General features: G+C 72.1%; 16 protein-coding genes and 1 riboswitch. Of the genes, 9 read left to right on the forward strand and 7 right to left on the reverse strand.

Annotated elements, in window-relative coordinates; genetic code table 11:
* Positions 1-13: 13 nt before the first annotated feature.
* Positions 14-103, reverse strand: a riboswitch (ZMP/ZTP riboswitch).
* 146 nt (positions 104-249) lie between these two features.
* A complete protein-coding gene (locus AB0C01_RS30140; protein WP_357248872.1) occupies positions 250-1056 on the forward strand; it encodes an SDR family NAD(P)-dependent oxidoreductase in 807 nt (268 codons plus the stop codon).
* A 65-nt stretch (positions 1057-1121) separates the two neighbouring features.
* On the opposite strand, the gene AB0C01_RS30145 is transcribed toward AB0C01_RS30140, so the two are convergent.
* From AB0C01_RS30145 to AB0C01_RS30155, 3 genes are read right to left on the reverse strand one after another with little or no spacing between them, the layout of a single operon-like run.
* A complete protein-coding gene (locus AB0C01_RS30145; RefSeq protein WP_357248875.1) occupies positions 1122-1991 on the reverse strand; it encodes an NAD(P)H-hydrate dehydratase in 870 nt (289 codons plus the stop codon).
* Positions 1975-2706: a histidine phosphatase family protein gene (locus AB0C01_RS30150; RefSeq protein WP_357248878.1), complete on the reverse strand. Its 732-nt coding sequence runs from the start codon at positions 2704-2706 to the stop codon at positions 1975-1977. Before AB0C01_RS30150 ends, AB0C01_RS30145 begins: the two co-directional genes overlap by 17 nt.
* A 43-nt stretch (positions 2707-2749) precedes the next feature.
* Positions 2750-4309, reverse strand: coding sequence for a glycosyltransferase family 39 protein (locus AB0C01_RS30155; RefSeq protein ID WP_357248881.1), 1560 nt, complete (start codon positions 4307-4309; stop codon positions 2750-2752).
* 194 nt (positions 4310-4503) lie between these two features.
* Between AB0C01_RS30155 and AB0C01_RS30160 the strand changes: the two genes are divergently transcribed.
* From AB0C01_RS30160 to AB0C01_RS30175, 4 genes are read left to right on the forward strand one after another with little or no spacing between them, the layout of a single operon-like run.
* A complete protein-coding gene (locus AB0C01_RS30160) occupies positions 4504-5394 on the forward strand; it encodes a glycosyltransferase (RefSeq protein WP_357248884.1) in 891 nt (296 codons plus the stop codon).
* A gap of 23 nt (positions 5395-5417) precedes the next feature.
* On the forward strand, positions 5418-6392 hold the full coding sequence (locus AB0C01_RS30165) for an NAD(P)-dependent oxidoreductase (RefSeq protein ID WP_357248887.1): 975 nt from the start codon (positions 5418-5420) through the stop codon (positions 6390-6392).
* A 21-nt stretch (positions 6393-6413) separates the two neighbouring features.
* Positions 6414-7706: an acyltransferase gene (locus tag AB0C01_RS30170; protein WP_357248890.1), complete on the forward strand. Its 1293-nt coding sequence runs from the start codon at positions 6414-6416 to the stop codon at positions 7704-7706.
* A 36-nt stretch (positions 7707-7742) separates the two neighbouring features.
* Entirely contained in the window at positions 7743-8714 is a 972-nt protein-coding gene (locus tag AB0C01_RS30175) for a DNA primase small subunit domain-containing protein (protein ID WP_357248892.1), read from the forward strand.
* Positions 8715-8733: 19 nt separating this feature from the next.
* Here the strand turns inward: AB0C01_RS30175 and AB0C01_RS30180 are convergent, their stop codons facing one another.
* Positions 8734-10902 (reverse strand): acyltransferase family protein, encoded by a 2169-nt coding sequence (locus AB0C01_RS30180; protein WP_357248895.1) that lies wholly within the window; start codon positions 10900-10902, stop codon positions 8734-8736.
* Between the two features lie 74 nt (positions 10903-10976).
* Complete coding sequence (locus AB0C01_RS30185; RefSeq protein WP_357572786.1) at positions 10977-11411, reverse strand: Lrp/AsnC family transcriptional regulator; 435 nt, start codon at positions 11409-11411, stop codon at positions 10977-10979.
* A 145-nt stretch (positions 11412-11556) separates the two neighbouring features.
* Here AB0C01_RS30185 and pdhA point away from each other — a divergent pair, with 145 nt between their 5' ends.
* From pdhA to AB0C01_RS30205, 4 genes are all read left to right on the forward strand, one after another.
* Complete coding sequence (gene pdhA / locus AB0C01_RS30190; RefSeq protein WP_357572787.1) at positions 11557-12756, forward strand: pyruvate dehydrogenase (acetyl-transferring) E1 component subunit alpha; 1200 nt, start codon at positions 11557-11559, stop codon at positions 12754-12756.
* Positions 12753-13757, forward strand: a complete 1005-nt coding sequence (locus AB0C01_RS30195) for an alpha-ketoacid dehydrogenase subunit beta (protein ID WP_357572788.1) — start codon at positions 12753-12755, stop codon at positions 13755-13757. Before pdhA ends, AB0C01_RS30195 begins: the two co-directional genes overlap by 4 nt.
* Positions 13742-15151 (forward strand): dihydrolipoamide acetyltransferase family protein, encoded by a 1410-nt coding sequence (locus AB0C01_RS30200; protein WP_357572789.1) that lies wholly within the window; start codon positions 13742-13744, stop codon positions 15149-15151. Before AB0C01_RS30195 ends, AB0C01_RS30200 begins: the two co-directional genes overlap by 16 nt.
* Positions 15152-15287: 136 nt before the next feature.
* Positions 15288-16967, forward strand: a complete 1680-nt coding sequence (locus tag AB0C01_RS30205) for a right-handed parallel beta-helix repeat-containing protein (protein WP_357249651.1) — start codon at positions 15288-15290, stop codon at positions 16965-16967.
* Positions 16968-17063: 96 nt separating this feature from the next.
* Here the strand turns inward: AB0C01_RS30205 and AB0C01_RS30210 are convergent, their stop codons facing one another.
* Together AB0C01_RS30210 and AB0C01_RS30215 are read right to left on the reverse strand one after the other, a co-directional pair.
* The gene (locus tag AB0C01_RS30210) at positions 17064-19151 is read right to left on the reverse strand and encodes a PQQ-dependent sugar dehydrogenase (RefSeq protein ID WP_357248898.1); all 2088 of its coding nucleotides are present in this window, start codon (positions 19149-19151) and stop codon (positions 17064-17066) included.
* A gap of 20 nt (positions 19152-19171) precedes the next feature.
* Positions 19172-20125: a sugar phosphate isomerase/epimerase gene (locus tag AB0C01_RS30215; protein ID WP_357572741.1), complete on the reverse strand. Its 954-nt coding sequence runs from the start codon at positions 20123-20125 to the stop codon at positions 19172-19174.
* Positions 20126-20298: the final 173 nt, after the last annotated feature.

Consider the following 20298-nt stretch of genomic DNA (forward strand, 5'->3'; position numbering starts at 1 on the left):
TCCAACAGACGTGCGGGAAGGCCCAGGCGCTCGGCAAACGTCCTCGTGACGGGGCCGCTCCCCGATGGTTGTCCATCCCCACGCGCCAGTAACGGCCCGCGCCGATCCTACCGGGCCGGCCGGGGCCGTCCCGGGCGACCTCCGTACGCCACGCGTCGGCAGGGTTGAGCGGCCGACGTCGGGGCACACGGAAGGGAGCGGTTACCACTGCCGGTACGACCGCCACCCGCCCGAGAGGAGTCACCCATCATGACCACACCGTCCACCGACCGACCGCTCGCCGTGGTGACCGGAGCGTCCAGCGGAATCGGGTACGAGCTGGCCGTGCAGTTCGCCGAGCACGGGTTCGACCTGGTCGTGGCCGCCGAGGACGACGGCATCTCCTCGGCGGCCGAGAAGCTGCGCCGCGACGGCGGCCCCCAGGTCCAGCCCGTCCGCGTCGACCTCGCCCGGGAGCAGGGCGTGGAGGAGTTGGCGTCGGCGATCGCCGCCACCGGGCGTCCGGTGGCCGCCCTGGCGCTCAACGCCGGCCGGGGCGCCGGCGGCGCCTTCGTCGGAGGTACCGACCTGCGCGACGAGTTGGAGATCGTCGACCTCAACGTGCGCTCGACCGTGCACCTGGCCAAGCGGCTGTTGCCCGGCATGGTGGAGCGGGGCGCGGGTCGGGTGCTGTTCACCTCGTCGATCGCCTCCACCATGCCGGGGCCGTTCCAGGCGGTCTACAACGCGTCGAAGTCGTTCGTGCAGTCCTTCGCCGAGGCGCTGCGCAACGAGCTGAAGGACACCGGCGTCACGGTGACCGCGCTGATGCCCGGGCCGACCGACACGGAGTTCTTCGACCGGGCCGACATGGAGGACACCCGGGTCGGCTCCGGCTCCAAGGACGACCCGGCGAAGGTCGCCGCGCAGGGCTTCGAGGCGCTGATGAAGGGCGATCAGACGATCACCGCGGGGTCGCTGATGAACAAGGTGCAGACCGCCGCGGGCAAGATCATCCCCGACAAGCTCAAGTCCGAGCAGCATCGGCACATGGCCGAGCCGGGTTCCGGTAGCTGACCCCGGTCCTCGTGAGGTGACGCACGACGAGGGGCCCGGCAGCACGCCGGGCCCCTCGCGGCTGATCAGACCATCGACAGCGTTCCGGGGATCTCGTCGAGCAACTCCCGGGCGAGGAAGCCGATGCGGCCGTACCGGGGGATCAGCCGCTGCCCGCTCACCGCGTGCGCGAACGAGCCCCAGCAGGCGGCCTGCGCCGGGTCGGCGCCCCGGGACAACAACCCCGCCAGCAACCCGGCGAGCACGTCCCCGCTGCCGGAGGTGCCCAGCCCGGCGTCGCCGCTCTCCTCCCGCCAACCCCGCCCGTCCGGGGCGGCCACGTGCCCGTAGAGCGAGACGACCGCCTCGTAACGGGCGGCCAGCTCGGCCGCCTCGGCGTCCAGGTCGTCGCCCGGTTCCCGGCCGAGCAGGTGCCCGGCCTCGGTGACGTTCGGGGTGAGCACCACGGGCCGGCCCGAGCCGACCAGCAGGTCCGGCGCATGGCTGAGCGCGCCGAGGGCGTACGCGTCGAGCACCAGTGACGTGCGCGGTCGGGCCGCGTCCAGGACCAGGCTCAGCAGGCGGTTCGTTTCGTCGATCGCCTTCAGTCCGGGACCGAGGGCCACCACGTCGGCCTGCGCGACCAGCTCGCCGAGCTGGCCGTCCCGGTCCGCGGCGACCGCGCCGTCGGAGGTCTCCGGCAGCCCGACCACGAGCGCCTCGGGCACCTGGATGCTCAGCGTGGCCGCGGTGGACTCGGCGGCGGCCAGTTGGAGCACCCCGGCGCCGGCGCGCAGCGCGGCCACCCCGGCGAGCAGCACCGCACCGGGGGTGAAACGGGAGCCGCCGACCACCAGCACGGTGCCCCGGCTCTCCTTGCCGCCGACCGGCACCGGCAGCGCCCATTCCCGCAGCAGCCCCGGTGTGATCACCTGAACGTCAGACCGGTTCGGCATGGATCTCGTCCTCCCTGGTTGGCTCGGCGCCCTGCCGGTGCAGGTGACCGACCTCGTTGAACCCGCCAAGCGTCAGCCGGCCCTGGGCGTCGGCGGACCAGTCGGTGATCGAGCAGTTCGCGATCACGTGTTGGCGGGTCAGCGCCATCAGTTCCTCCTCGGTCAGCCCCTCCACCAGATAACGCAGCAGGAAGACAAGCGCGTCGTGGCCGAAGAGCAGGACCCGTTGGCCCTCGTGGTCCCGGCGCAGGTCGCCGAGGAGCGTGCGCAGTCGCAGCGCCACGTCGGTCCAGGACTCCCCGCCGGGCGGCCGGTAGTAGAACTTGCCGAGCCGCTCCCGGCGCTCGGCCTCGTCCGGGTGACGCCGACGCACCCCGCGCCCGGTCAGGCCGTCGAGAATGCCCAGCTCCCGGTCGCGCAGCCGCTCGTCGCGGCTCACCGGCACGCCGGTGCCGCGCAGCGCCAGCTCCGCGGTGGACACCGCCCGCAGGTACGGCGAGACCACCGCCACGTCCGGCCGGCGCTCCGGCGGCAGCTCGGCCAACCAGCGGCCGGTGGCACGGGCCTGCTCCGCACCGGTGGGGGAGAGCGGCACGTCGGCGTCGCGGTGACTGAGCCCGATCAGCTCCTCGCCGGACGCCTCGGCGTGGGTCGCCGCCACGTTCGCGGTGCTCTCACCGTGTCGGATGATCCAGAGGGTCGCCAGTTCCGCCATGCCGACCCCCTACCCGGGTGCCGGCGGCGGTAATCGCGGCGGGTCAGCCGCGCCGCTGCAGGAGGGAGACGGTCAGCCCGGTCACGTGGGTCATCCGGGCCAGTTGGTAGCGCTTGCCGAGCAGGTCGGCCCGCTCCCTCGACAGTCCGTTGAACGGTGCGTCGGTGACCGTCGGCGACACCAACCAGAGCCGTGGCTCGTCACGCAGACAGCCCGCCGGTTCGGCGCAGTCCGTGCCGTACAGCTCGTTGCGCTGGGCCGCCGTCCGTTGCCGGAACACGTTGCGCGGGGAGATGTCCTCCGGGAGGTAGTACCGCACCCCGGGTTCGGTCATCCACCACCAGACACCGCCCACGACGAGGCCGTCCCCGGGCTCGTAGCCGGCCTCGATGACCTTGGCCGCCTGGGAGTAGGACAGGGGGTCGAAGGCGCGTGTCCGCGGGTAGGTGTACCAGCCGTGCGAGTACTCGCCGCGCAGCGCGAGCTGACCGGGCATGGACAGCGCGGCGACGACCACGAGCCCCGCCGCCATCAGCGGGGTCCAGCGCAGCGCGGTGATGCCGGCGCCGGCCAGCACCGCCCAGGCCGGCAGCAGGAACAGCAGATACTTGGAGAAGAAGTAGTTGATCTCGCCGGTCGAGGCCAGCAGGATCACCGGCACCGGCAGCACGGCCACAAGCGTCACGCTCACCGCCCGATGCAGGGCGTCGCCGCGCAGGTGGGTCAGCAGACCCACCGTGGCCAGCGCGGTCACCGCGGCGGCGAGCAGCGTCGAGCCGTACGCCTGCTCCCAGACCGTCCAGGGTGAGAGGTCCGGGATCCAGCTGATCTGCCGGCCCGCCTGTGTCATGCCCCGCAGGATCGCCGGCGCGGCGATCGCCACCCCGGCGACGGCGGCGAGGGGGAACCAGACCAGCGGCCACCGGTGGCGCTGCCGCCAGGTGTGGATCAGCACGACCGTGCCGTGCCCGAGCAGGAGGGTCAGCGCCACCACGTTGACCAGGCCGATGCCGGCCACCGCGAGCGCGTACGCCACCCAGCGCTGCCACCGGGGCCGCTCCAGCGCGCGGAGCAGGAACAGGGTGGCCGCCGCCGAGGCCAGGACGACGAAGGCGTACGAACGGGTCTCCTGCCCGAACCGGGTGACCGTGGGCACCAGGGCGAAGACGAAGCCGGCCGCGACACCGGTCGCGTGATCGAAGAGCCGGCGCCCCACCAACGCCACACAGGCGGTGGCCAGGGTCATGGCCAGCGCCGACGGCAGACGTACCGCGACGGGACTCGTGCCGAACAGCGTCGTCCAGGCGTGCATGAACAGGTAGTAGGCCCCGTGCACGGCGTCGACGTTCGCCAGCATGGCCCGGATCTGTCCGGTGGAGCGCGTCGCCACGTCGATGGTGACCAACTCGTCGTGCCACATCTCCGGGCTGCCGATCCGCCACCCGACGACGAGCGCGGCGAACGCGGTCGGCCAGAACCAGACGCTGAGTGCCAGCCGGCGGGCGAGGGGGACCGGCTGGCGGTCCGGCTCGGCGGGCCGGGGCGGATTCTTCCCGTCGGTCTGCGCGGGCTGCGCGTCCATGGCGACGGCGCGGTTCGACATCGGCGTCCGATCGGGGGCGGGTTACGGGGCGCGACGATGATAGCGCCCGCGAAGTCGGGCGTCGGGCGGTGACTCGGTGCGCTCGGGGTGGGCGCGCCGCCCGGTTCGGCGCTGGCCGATCGTGGGGGTGGGCCTGATAATGTGGCCGCGCCCGTCGCGCATTTCCACCACGCACAGTGAGGCCTACCGACCCAATGATTGTCGACATTATGCTGCCGTACTACGGAAGCGTGCCCCTCATGCAGGCGGCGGTGCGCAGCGTGATGGCGCAGAGTGACCCTGGTTGGCGCCTCACCGTGGTCGACGACGGCACCGAGCCGGGTGTGCCCGAGTGGTTCGCGGGCATCGACGACGAGCGGGTCCGTTACCAGCGCAACGAGCACAATCTCGGGATCACCGCCAACTACCGCAAGTGCGTCGGCCTCGCCGAGCACGAGTACCTGGTGATGATGGGCACGGACGACATCATGCACCCCAACTACGTGGCCACCGTGCGATCGGTGACCGAGCAGTACCCGGGCGTCGGCATGATCCAGCCGGGGGTCGAGATCATCGACGCCAACGGCACGGTGGTCAACACCATCGTCGACGAGGCGAAGCGGCGGATCTACGCCCCGCGGATCGACTCCCGCGAGCTGATGGGCGGCGAGGACCTGGCAGCCAGCCTTCTACGGGGCTGCTGGTTCTACTTTCCGTCGATGTGCTGGCGCACGGACGCGATCAAGGCCGTCGGCTTCCGCGAGGAGTTCCAGGTCATCCAGGACCTGGCCCTGGTGATCGACCTGATCCAGCGTGGTGAGCAGATGGCGATCGACAACACCCTCTGCTTCCAGTACCGGCGGCACGCGGTCAGCAAGTCCGCCGCCGACGCGGTCAACGGCTCCCGGTTCACCGAGGCGCGGGCGTTCTTCCTCGACGTCGCCCGGCGGATGGACGAGCAGGGCTGGCCGCGGGCGGCTCGGGCGGCCCGCAGCTACACCTCGTCCCGACTGCACGCCATCACCCTGCTGCCGACGGCGGTCCTCTCCGGCAAGATGTCCGGCGTACGCAGTCTGTCCCGGCACGCGTTCGGGCCGGGCCGATGACCGACGAGAGCCAGAGGAGCGCCATGACCGTCCGACCACGACGTCCGGCGGAGCACGCCGAACCGCCCGTCCGGGTGGTGGTGCTCGGCGGCACCGGATTCCTCGGCCGCCCGATCTGCCGCGCCCTGGCCGACCAGGGGCACACCGTGGTCGCCGTGGCGCGTACCCCGAAGACGATCGGCCCGGGTGTCCAGGTCCGCGCACTGGACCTCGCCGCCGCCGACGTCGACGAGATCACCGCGGTGCTGCGTGACCTCGCCCCGGACGTGGTGATCAACGCGGCGGGTGGGATGTGGGGCCTGAGCGAGGCGCAGATGCTCGCGGTGAACGTCACCCTGGTCGAGCGGCTCCTGGCGGCCGCGGGCCGACTGCCGGGGCGGGTCCGGGTGCTCCAGATGGGCAGCGTGCACGAGTACGGGCTGGTCCCGGTCGACACGTCGATGCCCGAGCGGCTGACCCCCGCGCCCGTGATGCCGTACGGCGAGTTCAAGGTGCGCTGCACCGAGGCGGTCACCGCGGCGGACCGGCAGGGCCTGATCGAGGGCGTCACGCTGCGGGTCGGCAACGTCATCGGCCCCGGCCAGCCCGGCCACAGCCTGCTCGGGGTGGTCGCGGGCCGGCTCCGCGACGCCCAGCGGGCCGGTGAGCGAGCCCGGTTGGAGCTGGCTCCGCTCGGCTCCCGGCGTGACTTCATCGGTCTCGGTGACGTGGTCGCCGCCGTGCAGTTGGCCGCGACCCGTCCCGACGCGGCCGGTCGTGTGATCAACATTGGTCGGGGTGTGGCGGCCAGCGCGCGTGATATGGTCCGGCTCCTCATCGAGGTCAGTGAGGTGCCGACCGACCTCGTCGAGGCCGAGCAGACCGGTCCCGCCGAGACCAGTTGGCAGCGGCTGGACATCGGGTTGGCCGCCGAGGTGCTCGGCTGGTCGCCGAGCGACGACCTGCACACCGAGATGAAGCAGCTGTGGGAGCACGCCGGCGCCGATGTGCCCGCCTGATGCCGAGAGGTTCCTGAGCGCATGACCACCCCCGCTCTCATCCGGTCCCGGGGCACCCTCGCCGACCTGCTCTCCGGCCGGAGCAACGGCATCGGGCTGATCCGGCTCTGCCTCGCCGTCGGCGTCGTGTTGTCACACTCCAAGCCGCTCGGCTTCGGCGCCAACGACCTGGGCTACTACCTGACCGGTCGGCAGACGAACGTCGGCACCATGGCCGTGTACGGCTTCTTCGTGCTGTCCGGCCTGCTGATCACCCGCAGCGCCCGGCGTACCGGCATCTTCCGTTACGCCTGGCACCGGGCCCTGCGGATCTTCCCCGGTCTCTGGGTCTGCCTGCTGGTCAGCGCGCTGGTGATCGCCCCGCTCGTCGCGTTGCGCGAGCACGGCACCATCGCCGGGTTCTTCGACAACCCCTGGGACCGGGGCGGCCCGCTGGCCTACCTGCAGGCCAACTGGTGGACCGGCGTCCGTCAGTACGGCGTCCGGGACCTGTTCACGGACACCACCCCGTGGGGCGAGAAGGTCAACTACAGCGTCTTCAACGGCGCGCTGTGGTCGCTGAAGTACGAGATGTTCTGCTACGTCATGGTGGGCGTGCTGGCGGTGACGGCGGTGCTGCGGAACGCCCGGCGGTTCGTGCTGTTCCTGACCGTCGCGCTCTACCTGAGCATCCTGCAGGACTGGGTCAGCTCCGGACGGATCAGCGGCCCGGTGTCGACGGCGAGTTGGAGCTTCGTGTCGCCGCTGGTCGGCACCATGACCTTCCACTACATCGTCTACCTGGGCTTCCTCTTCGCCGCCGGGGCGACCCTGGACCTCTACCGCGAGCGGGTGCCGATCAACGACGCGCTGGGCATCGGTTCGGCGGTGGCGCTCGGATTGTCCCTGCTCTTCGGTGGCTTCTTCGTCATCGGGCTGCCCGCGTTCGCGTACCTGCTGGTCTGGCTGTCGGTGCGGATGCCCCGCCAACTGCACTGGGTGGGCCGCAAGAACGACTACTCGTACGGCATCTACATCTACGGGTTCGTCCTCCAACAGGTGATGACGAGCCTCGGCTGGAGCCGCTGGGGTTACGTGCCGTTCGCGGCGATGTCGGTGGCGGTCGCGTTCGCCGCCGCGTTCCTGTCCTGGAAGTTGGTCGAGCGCCCCGCGCTGCGGTTGAAGGACTGGACGCCGGGCTTCGTGGCCCGCCGGTCGTCGCAGCGGGTGCCGGTCGAGCAGCAGACCGCGGTGGCCGAGGAGCCGCCGGCGCAGGTCGGCGGCCCGACCCAGGAGTTGCCACAGCAACCCGCCACACTGGTTCCCGGCCGCTAACCCGCCGGCCCGCCCCCGAGCCGTACGCTCGGGGGCGTGGCCACGGTGGCGGAGGAGATTCAGGTGGGGGAGCGGCTGGTCCGCGTCTCCAGCCCCGACAAGCCGTACTTCCCGGAGCGTGGGCTGACCAAGCTGGACGTGGTCCGCTACTTCCTGTCGGTGGGTGAGGGGATCCTGCGCGCCCTGCGGGACCGGCCTACGATGCTGGAACGCTGGCCGCGTGGCGTCTTCGAGGGCGCGACGATCGCCACCCGGCAGACCAACCGGGGCGACGCGTTCTACCAGAAGCGGCTGCCCGCGGGCGCGCCCGACTGGGTGCGTACCGCACACATCACCTTCCCCAGTGGCCGGACCGCCGACGAGGTCGCGCCCAGCGAGTTGGCCGTGGTGATCTGGGCGGCCAACCTGGGCACCCTGCGGTTTCACCCCTGGCCGGTCACCGCCGCCGACGTGGAGCGACCCGACCAGCTGCGCATCGACCTCGACCCGATGCCCGGCGTCGGTTTCGACCAGGTGGTGCCGGTGGCCCGCGAGGTCAACGCGTTCCTCGCCGAGCTGGGGATGACCGGCTACCCGAAGACCACCGGCGGGCGGGGCCTGCACGTCTACCTGTCGATCGAGCCGCGGTGGAGCTTCGGTGAGTGTCGCCGGGCGGTGCTCGCCCTGGGCCGGGAGATGCAGCGCCGGCTCCCGGAGCTGGTCACCACCACCTGGTGGCGCGACCAACGCGACCGGCCGGTCTTCATCGACTACAACCAGATGGCCCGCGACCACACGGTGACGTCGGCGTACTCGATCCGGCCGACCCCGCAGGCGCTGGTGTCGGCGCCGCTGGAGTGGGCGGAGCTGGACGACGCCCGTCCGGAGGACTTCGACGTGCTCAGCATGCCGGCCCGCTTCGCCGAGCGCGGCGACCCGCACGCCGGGCTGGACGGCGACCGGCACTCGTTGGAGCCGCTGTTGGCGTTGGCCGACCGGGACGGGCTGGAGGCCCCACCCGAACGGTGAGGTCCGCCAGCCCGGCGGGTCACAGCTCGGCGAGCACGGGTTTGAGCGCGGCGCCCACCTGGGGTGCGAGCGTGGTCGAGTACGTGGCGCTCAGGTGGTGCGCGTCGCGCCAGACGAGCACCCCTCCGATGACGGGGGCGCACCGGTCCGCGGGGCAGATCCAGTCGTTCAGGTCGATCAGGTGGGCGCCGGACAACCCGTCGGCCGCTTCTTCCTGGGCCGGACCGCCCCCGCGGCCCAGGACCTCGTCGCGGCTGTCGGCGCACTTCGTCAGGCGGTTCGGGTTCTTCGACACGCACTCGGCGACGTCCTTCAGGTGCAGCGGCGTGTCCCGCAGGACCACCACCGGCACCTTCTCCGCGATCATGCCGCTCCACGTCTTGCGCAGCTCCCGGACCAGCGCCGACCGCCACTTCGTGGCCGGCTCGCCGTGGACCGGGTACTCGGCGTGGGTCACGACCAGCAGGTCGGGGCGGCCCGCGCCGACCAATGTCTCCCGCACCTTCCTGTTCCACTCCGTGCAGGCCGAGTAGGGCCTGTCGTTCAGGGAGATCTCCGCCGTCAGGAACGGGCAGCCGCCCTTGGTGTAGGTGGCGAGGCGCCAGCCGTTGGTCTCCGCCGCCAGCCGCATGGCAGGGACCCACTGGTCGGCGTGGGAGTCGCCGGCGAGCGCGATCGTGGTCGCCGAGTTCATCTTCCCGTAGACACAGACTTCCGGCGTGGCGGACTCCAGCGACACGTGGCAACTCTTCGTCGCCTGCAACAGCGGTGCGTCCCGGGCCGCGCGCGCCGGCTCGGGGGTGATCGACGCGACCTTGTCGACGGGCACCCCGGCCCGGCTGGTGCGGGGGGATGTGCCGAGCGCGGCGGCGCCGGGCGCGGCCGGTGGCGTCGCCTGTGGGGAGCCTCCGGGCACCTGGCCCATGATGACCGACGGGGGTGTCGTACCCGTCGTTGTCGGAATGGCCAGTTGGAAGGTCAGGCCGGCGAGCGCGGCCGCGCCGGTGCAGACGGCGCCGATGCGCAGGGCGGCGGCGGGCCGGTCGGCGAGGGTGGGCGACCGGCGGACCGGGTTCTCGACGAAGTGGTACGTGAGCGCGGCGGGGACCGCCGAGGCGGCCACGACGGCGAGCGCGGGGCCGACACCGAGGTCACCGAAGTGCGCCTGCGCGGCGATCAGCACCGGCCAGTGCCACAGGTACAGCGAGTAGGAGATCCCGCCGACATAGCGCAGCGGCTGCCGGCCCAGCAGGAGAGCGGGCCCGGCGCGACCGGCGGCCGGCCCGAACGCGATCACCGTGGCCGTGCCGAGGGTGGGGCCGAGCGCGACGTAGCCGGGGAAGCCGGCCTCCGTGGTGATCAGCGCGGCCGAGGCGCCGACGGCGATCAGCCCGGCCCAGGCCAGCGGGACGGCGACCAGGCGCGGTGACCGGCTCCACCAGATCGCCGTGACGGCGACGGCGCCGCCGAGGGCCAACTCCCACATCCGGGTGGTGGTGACGTAGTACGCCGAGGGGTCGGTCGGCGAGACGTACAGCGCCCAGGCGAACGAGGGGAGGGCGATCAGCGCCAACCCGAGCAGGTAGAGACCGCGGCCACCGTGGCCCCGGCGGCGGGCGAACCACCCGAGGGCGATCAGCAGCAGGGGCCACACCAGGTAGAACTGCTCCTCGACGGCGAGGGACCAGAAGTGCTGGGCGATGCTCGCGGCGTCGTTGGCGGCCACGTAGTCGGCGGACTGCGCGGCCATCCGCCAGTTCATGGCGTAGCAGGCGCTGGCGATGACGTCCCAGGCGGTGGACGACCAGCGGCCGCGAGGCAGGAAGAAGTAGGTGAGCACCAGGGTCGCGAGCAGGACGGTGGCGGCGGCCGGCAGCAGGCGCTTCGCTCGGCGGGCGTAGAAGTCGGTGAGCGACAGCCGTCCACGATGGTCGAGTTCCTCCAGCAGCAGGCCGGTGATGAGGAAGCCGGAGATCACGAAGAACACGTCGACACCGACGAAACCGCCGGGCAGGTACGGCACGCCGGCGTGACCGAGGAGCACCAGCAGCACGGCCACCGCCCGCAGGCCCTCGATGTCCCCGCGGAAGGACCGCGCACCGGGTGCCGTCGGCCTGGTCGACGTCGGCCTGGTCGGTGGCGGGGCGGCGACCCGGGCCTGCTCCCACAACTCATTCGATATAGCCACGTCGCGGATAGTAGCGGCGCTCTACGGTAATTCGCCTATTTCATCATCGTGCTAATGAATTCGTGTTATGGCCTCTATTGCCACGGGCTCTGCGTTCCGCCGAACTCCTCGAAGACGAGCCAGGACCGTGTCGACAACACCCCGGCGATGCGCTGCACCCGGTCCAACACCACATCCCGCAGGGCGGCGTTGTCCGGCGCCCGGACCAGGGCAAGCACGTCGTGCTCGCCGCTGAGCAACGCCACGTGCTCGACGTAGCGCACCCGGGCCAGCTCGGCCGACACCTCCCGCCAGGTGTTCTGCTCGATCGTCAACGCCATGTACGCCGAGGTGCCCAACCCGGCCGCCTCGGGCGCCACCTGGGCGTGGAACCCGGTGATCACCCCGTCGCGCAGCAACCGCTCCACCCGCGCGTACGCGTTGGTACGGGAGATGTGGATCCGTTCGGCCAGGGTGCGCACCGACGTGCGCCCGTCCCGGACCAGCTCGTCGAGGATCCGCCGGTCCACCTCGTCGAGGGCTCGAACCGATCGTCCCGATCCCGCCACCCGGTCCGGGTCGTCGCCGCTCTCCTGGCTCACTGTGACCCCCTCCGCGTGCCAACCGTCCCGCGTTCTGCGTGGATCTTGAGTCAATCATCCGACACGCGGAAGCATAGGCTCACCACACGTCCCAGGAGGTTCCGCCGTGACGACCACTCCCCAGGCGGTCCGCAGGGCATCCCCGCGTACGCGTCGAGCGGCCACCCCGCCCGACCCGGCGCGCCCGCTGCTGCCGAACACCGAACCCGTCCGCCTGCTCGACCCCACCGGCACGCCACTGCCCGCCCGCGGCGACTATCCGGAACCACCCGTCGAGGTGCTGCGCGAGCTGTACCGCCGGATGGTGCTCGGCCGCCGGTTCGACACCCAGGCGACCGCCCTGACCAAGCAGGGCCGGCTGGCCGTCTACCCGTCCTCGCGGGGCCAGGAGGCGTGCCAGGTCGGCGCGACGCTCGCGGTCCGCGACACCGACTGGGTCTTCCCCACCTACCGTGAGTCGATGGCGCTGGTTGCCCGGGGCATCGACCCGGTCGAGGTGCTCACCCTGCTGCGCGGCGACTGGCACTGCGGCTACGACCCGACCGAGGTGCACACCGCGCCGCAGTGCACCCCGCTTGCCACCCAGTGCGTGCACGCCGCCGGCCTCGCGCACGGTGAGGCGTACCAGGGTCGGGACACCGTGGCGCTGGCCTTCATCGGCGACGGCGCGACGAGCGAGGGCGACTTCCACGAGGGGATCAACTTCGCCGCCGTGTTCAAGGCGCCGGTGGTCTTCTTCGTGCAGAACAACCGCTACGCCATCAGCGTCCCGCTGTCGCGGCAGACCGCCGCGCCGTCGCTGGCCTACAAGGGCGTCGGCTACGGCGTACCCAGCGAGCAGGTCGACGGCAACGACCCGGTGGCCGTGCTCGCCGTGCTCACCCGCGCGGTCGCCCACGCCCGCGCCGGCAACGGGCCGTTCCTCGTCGAGGCGCACACCTACCGGATGGAACCGCACACGAACGCCGACGACGCCAGCCGCTACCGCGACGGCGCCGAGGTCGACGCCTGGCGCGACCGCGACCCGGTCGCCCGGCTGGAGACCTACCTGCGGGCCCGCGGGGTGCTCGACGACGCGGCGGTCGCCGAGGTCGCCGAGCAGGCCGAGGCGTACGCGGCGGACCTGCGGACCCGGATGAACGAGCAGCCCACCGTGGACCCGCTGAGCCTCTTCGACCACGTCTACGCCCAGCCCACCCCGCAGCTGATCGAACAGCGCGAGCAGGTCCGCGCCGAGCTGGCCGCCGCCCGCGACGAGGAGAGGGACGCCTGATGGCCACCACCATGGCGAAGGCCCTCAACGCGGCGCTCGCCGACGCCCTCGCCGCCGACGAGCGAGTCGTCGTCTTCGGTGAGGACGTCGGCGCGCTCGGTGGCGTCTTCCGGATCACCGACGGCCTCCAGGCCCGCTTCGGCGAGGACCGCTGCTTCGACACCCCGCTCGCCGAGGCCGGCATCGTCGGCTTCGCCGTCGGCCTGGCCATGTCCGGTCTGCGGCCTGTGGTCGAGATGCAGTTCGACGCGTTCGCGTACCCGGCGTTCGAGCAGATCGCCTCGCACGTGGCGAAGCTGCGCAACCGGACCCGGGGCAAGCTCAGCGTGCCCATCGTCATCCGCGTGCCGTACGCCGGTGGGATCGGCGGGGTCGAGCACCACTGCGACTCGTCCGAGGCGTACTACGCGCACACCCCGGGCCTGAAGGTGGTCACCCCGGCGACCGTCGAGGACGCGTACTCGCTGCTGCGCGAGGCGATCGACGACCCCGACCCGGTGGTCTTCATGGAGCCCAAGAAGCTCTACTTCGGCAGCGCCGACGCGGTCCTGCCGACGCGGACCGAGCCGTTCGGCCGGGCCGTCGTGCGCCGCCCCGGCCGCGACGCGACCCTGGTGGCGTACGGGCCGGCGGTGCCGGTCGCGCTGGAGGCCGCCGAGGCCGCCCGCGAGGAGGGCTGGGACCTGGAGGTGGTGGACGTCCGCACCATCGTGCCGTTCGACGACGAGACCATCGCCGCCTCGGTCCGCCGTACCGGCCGGTGCGTGGTGATCCAGGAGGCGCAGGGCTTCGCGGGGGTCGGCGCGGAGATCGCCGCCCGGGTGCAGGAGCGCTGCTTCCACGCGCTGCACGCCCCGGTGCTGCGGGTCGCCGGGCTGGACATCCCGTACCCGGCGCCGATGCTGGAGCACACCCACCTGCCCGGTGTGGACCGGGTGCTCGACGCGGTGGCCCGACTCCAGTGGGACGACCAGCCGGACGCGCGTTGGGCGGCGGCATGACCACGGTCGCGCGCACGCAGGTCTTCCTCCTGCCCGACCTGGGCGAGGGGCTGAGTGAAGCCGAGATCGTCGAGTGGCGGGTCGCGGTGGGCGACGTGGTCACCGTCGACCAGAGCGTGGTCGAGGTGGAGACCGCCAAGGCGGTCGTGGACGTGCCCTGCCCGTACGCCGGCCGGGTCGTCACCCTGCACGGCGCGGCCGGTGAGGTACGCCCGGTCGGCCAACCGTTGATCACCATCGCGCCGCTGGACGGCGGTGACGAGCCCGCCGGGCACGCCACCTACCGCGAGGAGGAGCAGGCCGGCTCCGGAAACGTGCTGATCGGCTACGGCACGGGCCACGGCGGCGCCACCCGCCGCCGGCGCCGGCCTCGGCTGACGCTCGCTCCCGAACCGACCGACCCCGCGCGGACCGACATCGCCTCGCCCGGTGGTGTTGCCCCGACCGGTGGGATCCGTGCGGCTGCCGGCGGTGCCTCGGGTACGGGCGACGCGTCCGGCCACCCGGCGCCGGCCGCCCTGGTCATCTCGCCGATCGTGCGGCGACTGGCCCGGGAGCGCGGCGTCGACCTGAACGCGGTGCGGGGCACCGGTCCCGGTGGAGTGATCCGCCGGGCCGACGTGGAGTCGGCGCTGGCCGTGCCCGCCGCCCGGCTCGCCGCCGTGCCGGACGCCCCCGTCGCGCCGGTGCCGTCCGGGGGCGACGACGTGATCATCCCGCTCACCGGCGTTCGCAAGGCCATCGCCGACAAGCTCTCCCGCAGCCGACGGGAGATCCCGGAGGTGACCATCTGGGTCGACGTGGACGCCACCGGGCTGCTGGAAACCCGGGCCGCGATCAACGCGGCGACGCCGGACGCCCCGGTGAGCATCCTGGCCCTGCTGGCCCGGATCTGCCTCAGCGGGCTGCGCCGGTTCCCGCAGCTCAACGCCCGGGTGGACACCGAGGCGCAGCGGATCGTCCAGTCCGCCGGGGTACACCTCGGCATCGCCGCGCAGACCGACCGGGGTCTGCTGGTGCCGGTGCTGCGCGACGCCCAGCGGCTCACCACCGCCGAGTTGGCCGCCGAACTGGCGGCGACCACCGCCGCCGCGCGGGCGGGTAGCCTCCCGCCGGCCCGACTGACCGGCGGCACGTTCACGCTCAACAACTACGGGGTGTTCGGCGTCGACGGCTCCACCCCGATCATCAACCACCCGGAGGCGGCGCTGCTCGGCGTCGGCCGGATCGTGGACAAGCCGTGGGTGGTCGACGGGCAACTCGCCGTCCGGAAGGTGACCCAGCTCAGCCTCACCTTCGACCACCGGGTCTGCGACGGTGGGGTGGCCGGTGGCTTCCTGCGGCACGTCGCCGACTGCGTGGAGCGCCCGGCGCTGCTGATCGCCGCCGTCTGACGGCGTACCCCCTCGGTCCCGGCGCTGCCCCCTCGGCGCCGGGACCGACGCACGCCCGGGGTTTCCCGGCGGCGTCATCGGGAAGGCGGCCCCGCCGGAGCGCACCGAACGTGTCGAAGGGAGCCGGCCTGTGGCCGTGGCGAACGAGCTGCTACTGAACTCGGTCCGGGTACGACGGCCCGCCTCGGCCGGCGCGCCGCTCTACTGCGACGCGCTGGAGTACGGGCTGACCGGCGACGGCGCGACGAACGACCAGCCGGCGCTGGCTGCCCTCGTGGACCGCCTGGGCGCCGGGTACGCGTCGGACGGGCGGGCCCGGGTCATCTACTGCCCACCGGGCATCTACTCGATCCGGGACGCGGGCACGGTGTGGCGCAGCGGTGTGTCGCTGATCGGGGCCGGCCCGGCGGCGACGCGGTTCATGCTCAGCAACGAGGGCAACCGGGCCGACCCGACCCCGTTGGCCTTCTGGACCACCGTGCAGCACGGCGCCGACCGGGACCGGCACATCGCCGACTGCACCTTCGCCGACTTCCAGATCGACGGGTCCGGGGTGGCCATGGCCGAGTACAACTACCTGGCCAAGGGCCTCGGCCTTCAGTACGTGGTGCGCGGCGTCTTCCGCAACCTCTACATCCACCACACCGCAGCCACCGGGCTGGGCTGCGACTTCCTCCAGGACTCCCTGATCGACGGGGTGGTGGTGGTCGGCTGCGGCCGACTGGACAACGGCGAGCAGATGGGCGGCGCCGGCATCGGCGTCGGCGTCGGCGGGTGGGGCACGGTGGAGCGGCTGACCATCGCCAACTGCACCACCCTGGCCAACGGCACCAACGGCATCTTCCTGGAGTTGCAGAAGGACTACTGGCCGCCGCCGCGCGGCTACCGGATCATCGGCTGTCACAGCCAGGGCAACCGGTTCGGCATCTCCGACTGGGGCGCGGACGGTCTGATCGTCTCCGCCTGCACGATGACCGGCAACCTGGAGACCGGCTTCGACGTGTCGGCGCAGGGCACCTCGTCGGTGGCCGGCCGGGGTGGGCTGCTCACCGACTGCGTCATCGACGGCAACATGCGCGACGGGGTCAGCATCGGCAACAGCCCCGGCCCGTACACCGTGCGGGGCAACCGGATCAGCGGCAACGGGCGGCACGGCTATCACGCGCACGACCTCGGACGCGGTTACCAGGGCTCGATCCGGGACGTGGTCATCGAGAGCAACGAGTTCTGGGGCAACGGCCTGGACGCGGTCCGCATCGACCACCAGATGACCGACGCGGTGCTGCTCAACAACCGGATCCGCAACAACGGGCGGCAGTGTGCCGAGGGGGCCGGCGGTACCGGCGACGCCGTCCGCTACAGCGAACGGTGTCTGGTGGACCGGTCGGCCAACTGGCCGCACGACGGGCACCGGGGCAAGGTCCTACGGGTCGGACGAGCCGTCGCCATGGTCGCCTCCAACACCGGCGACGAACTCACCCTCGCCCCGGTACGCCCCGACGGGTTCACCGCGTGGAGCGGGGACGTGCCGCCGCCCGGCATCGGATACGAACTGTCGCCCGCACCCGAGCGGCGGGCCGGGATCACGATCGACGCGCCGTTCGACTCGGCCACGGTTCGGGGCAACCGGATCTGGGACAACCACGACTACCAGACCCAGACGCACGGGCTGTGGATCACCGAGCGCGGCAGTTGCGTGGACTGCCGGGTCGAGGACAACGACCTGGCCGGCAACGCCGGCGACGGGATGCTCCTGGACACCCCGCCGGTGGGCGGGCGCTGGCGGGACAACCACGTCGACAGTGACTGGACCTGAGCGGCGACCCGTCGGTGGTCCCGGCGAGACCGGAGCTGAACGACGAGCGGCGGCGACCGGAGTGATCCGGCCGCCGCCGCTGTCATCGTGGGTTGGTCAGCCGGCCAGACCGGCCACCGGGGTCGGGTCCAGCACGACCTCGGCCGAGCCCGACTGCGCGGGCGAGCCCGCGTCGGTGTACTCCGCGACGAACACGGCGGTCAGGTTGTCCGCACCGCTGTGCCCACTGTCGAGGAAGGTGGGAATGCTTCCGGAGCAACCCGTCGAGGTGGAGAGCGGGTGCCCGTGCTCGTCGTGCCCGAGCACGTAGGTGACCTTCACCTTGGAGCAGTCCACCGGCAGGTCGTCGGTGACCTTCACCTCGTACGCGACCGTCTGCCCGAACTGGAACGGCTGCCCAGCCTCCGGGGTGACGAACTCGACCACCGGCGCGGTCGGCCCGACCACCAGCGGCAGTGATGCCGAGGCGGACCGTCCGGTGCGGTCGGTCACCTTCAGCGTCGGCGTGTACGAGCCGTTCTTCGAGAACGTCCAGGTCGCGTTCGGGTTGGTGCTGTCCACCGAACCGTCCGCGTTGAAGTCCCACGCGTAGCTGAGCGTGTCACCGTCCGGGTCGGTGGTGCCGGCGCTGGAGAACGCGACGGTCAGCGGGGCCTGCCCAACGGTCGGCGTGCCGCTGATCTTCGGGATCGGCGTCCGGTTGCCCCGGACGAAGTCGATCCGGGACAGCTGGGCGTCCGGGTTCTCGGCGAAGTAGCCGTCACCGTACTCCAGCACGTAGAGCGCGCCGTCCGGGCCGAACTCCATGTCCATCGGGTTGTCCACCACCAGCGACGGCGCCACCGGAAGGATGTCCGCGACGTCGCCATCCTCGTCGAGGCGGAACTCCTTGATGTAGTCCCGGCTCCACTCGTAGAACAGCGGCACCCCGTCGTAGTAGGCCGGCCAGCGGGTACGCGACGTGCTGGTCCCGTCGTAGTTGTACGCCGGGCCACCCATCGGAGAGATGCCGCCGGTGCCCAGCTGCGGGAACTCGGCCGAGGGGGCTGCCGCGTACCAGACCTGCGGCTGCTCGACCGGCGGCAGCACGCGCTTGCCGGTGTTGTGCGGTGAGTCGTTGACCGGGCGCGCGCAGTTGAACTTGGCGCCGGACTGGCCGGTGGCGAAGTCGTAGTCGCGGTAGGCGATCGTCGGCGTCACGCAGTACGGCCAGCCGTAGTTCGCCGGCTTGTCGACGAGCATCCAGCGGCCGTGCCCGGCCGGGCCGCGCGCCGGGTTCGGGTTGGAGGCGTCCGGGGAGTAGTCGCCCACGTACACGTTGTCGGTACGCCTGTCGACGGAGAAGCGGAACGCGTTGCGCAGCCCCATCGCGTAGATCTCCGGGCGGGTCTGCGCCGTGCCCGGCTTGAACAGGTTGCCGGCGGGCACCGTGTAACCGCCACCGTTCTTCACCTTGATGCGCAGTAGCTTGCCGCGCAGGTCGTTGGTGTTGGCCGAGGTGCGCTGGGCGTCGAACGCCGGGTGGCGGTTGGCCCGCTCGTCGATCGGGACGTAGCCGTCGGAGGCGAACGGGTTGCTGTCGTCACCCGTCGACAGGTACAGGTTGCCCTTGCTGTCGAAGTCGATCTGGCCGCCGACGTGGCAGCAGATGCCCCGGTCGGTCGGCACGTCGATGATCTGCTGCTCGCTGGCGAGGTTGAGCTTCGTCCCCTCCAGCTTGAACCGGGACAGTCGCAGCGCGCCCTTGAAGGGCTCCCAGTCCGCCGCGGTGCCGGTCTCCGGCGCGTCGCCCTCGTTGACGCCCGGGGTGGCCGGGTCGTCCACCGGCGTGTCCATGGGCGGCGAGTAGTAGAGGTAGACCCACTTGTTCTGGGCGAAGTTCGGGTCGATGGCGACCCCCTGCAAGCCCTCCTCGTCGTGCTCGTACACCGGGATGTCGGCGGCGAGGGTGTTCAGCCCGGTGCGCGGGTCGTGGATGCGGACCTCGCCGGTGCGGGAGGTGTGCAGCACCCGCAGGTCGGGCAGGACGGCGAGGCTCATCGGCTCGCCCGGGAAGTCGTTGAGTGTCACCTTCTGGAAGCTGCTGTCCGGCGGCGGGGCCGGTGCGGCGGCCGCGGCCGCCGGCGGTACGGCGAGACCGGCCGTCACCAGCAGCAGGGCAGACACGAATGCGGTTCTGTTCATCAATTGTCCCCCGAGGTGTTTCAGTACCGGAGTGAGGCGAGAAAGTCGAAGCCGACCCGTGCGGTGTCCAGGGCGTCGGCGGGGGAGCGTGGCGCGGTGCCCGCGTCGTCGCGCTCCACGATGTACTCCTCGATGCCGGCCTCCCGCTCGTGGGCGAAGATGCGGCCGAAGTCGATGAGGCCGTCGCCGAGGTCGGCGAAGCCACCCTCGACGTCGAGGTCCTTGACGTGCACCTGGCGGATCCGGCCGCGGTTGGCCCGGATCACGTCGACCGGGTCGTGCGCCCCCCGCCAGGTCCAGTAGAGGTCGAGCTCGAAGTGGACCAGGCGCGGGTCGGTCTGCCCGGTGAGGATGTCGAAGCCGGTCGAGCCGTCGGTCAGCGGCGTGAACTCCAGCTGGTGGTTGTGGTAACCGAAGTCGAGCCCGGCGCGTTCGGCCAGCCGGCCGGCCTTGTTCAGGTCGCGCGCCAGGGCCCGGTAGACGTTGGGGTCCCGGATCGCCTGACCGTTGGCGTCCCGACCGAAGTAGGGGTGGACGATCTTCTTGCAGCCCACGACGTTGGCGTCCTCGAGGGCCTGCTCCCAGGTGGCGGCGTCGAAGGGCTGCGGGATGCCGGTGTGCCCGGAGGTGGATCGCAGCCCGGCCTCGTCGAGCGCGGCCCGGAACTGCGCGGCGGTGCGTCCGACGAATCCGGCGTGCTCCACCCGCCGGTAGCCGATCCGGCGCAGCGCGTCCAGGGTGCCGGGCAGGTCGGCGGTGAGCTGATCGCGCAGGGTGTAGAGCTGGATGCTGATCCGGTCGACCGGCACCCGGCGCCGGGACTGCGCGGCGGGGGCGGCCGGGGCGGCGGTGGCCGGGCCGGCGAGCAGACCGGCGGTGCCGACGGCGGCGGCGGAGACGGTCGCGGCGCGCAGCACTCCGCGCCGGCTGATCGGCTCGGACGTCGGTGTCGGTGGGTTGAGCTGTTGATCCATGGTGGTGGTCCCTTCCTGACGGCAGGTACGCCGTCGGCGGCGGTCGACCTGGCTGTCGCCACCCGGGCGCGCCGAACCGGCCGAAGGCGGGCTTCGGCTGGACGGTGAGGACGGCGCTCCGGTGCGGCCCGGCCCCCCGTCGGGGGCGGAACACGGCAACCCGGCAGGGGTGG

This window comes from Micromonospora sp. NPDC048905, from assembly GCF_040649655.1.
Classification (GTDB): domain Bacteria; phylum Actinomycetota; class Actinomycetes; order Mycobacteriales; family Micromonosporaceae; genus Micromonospora.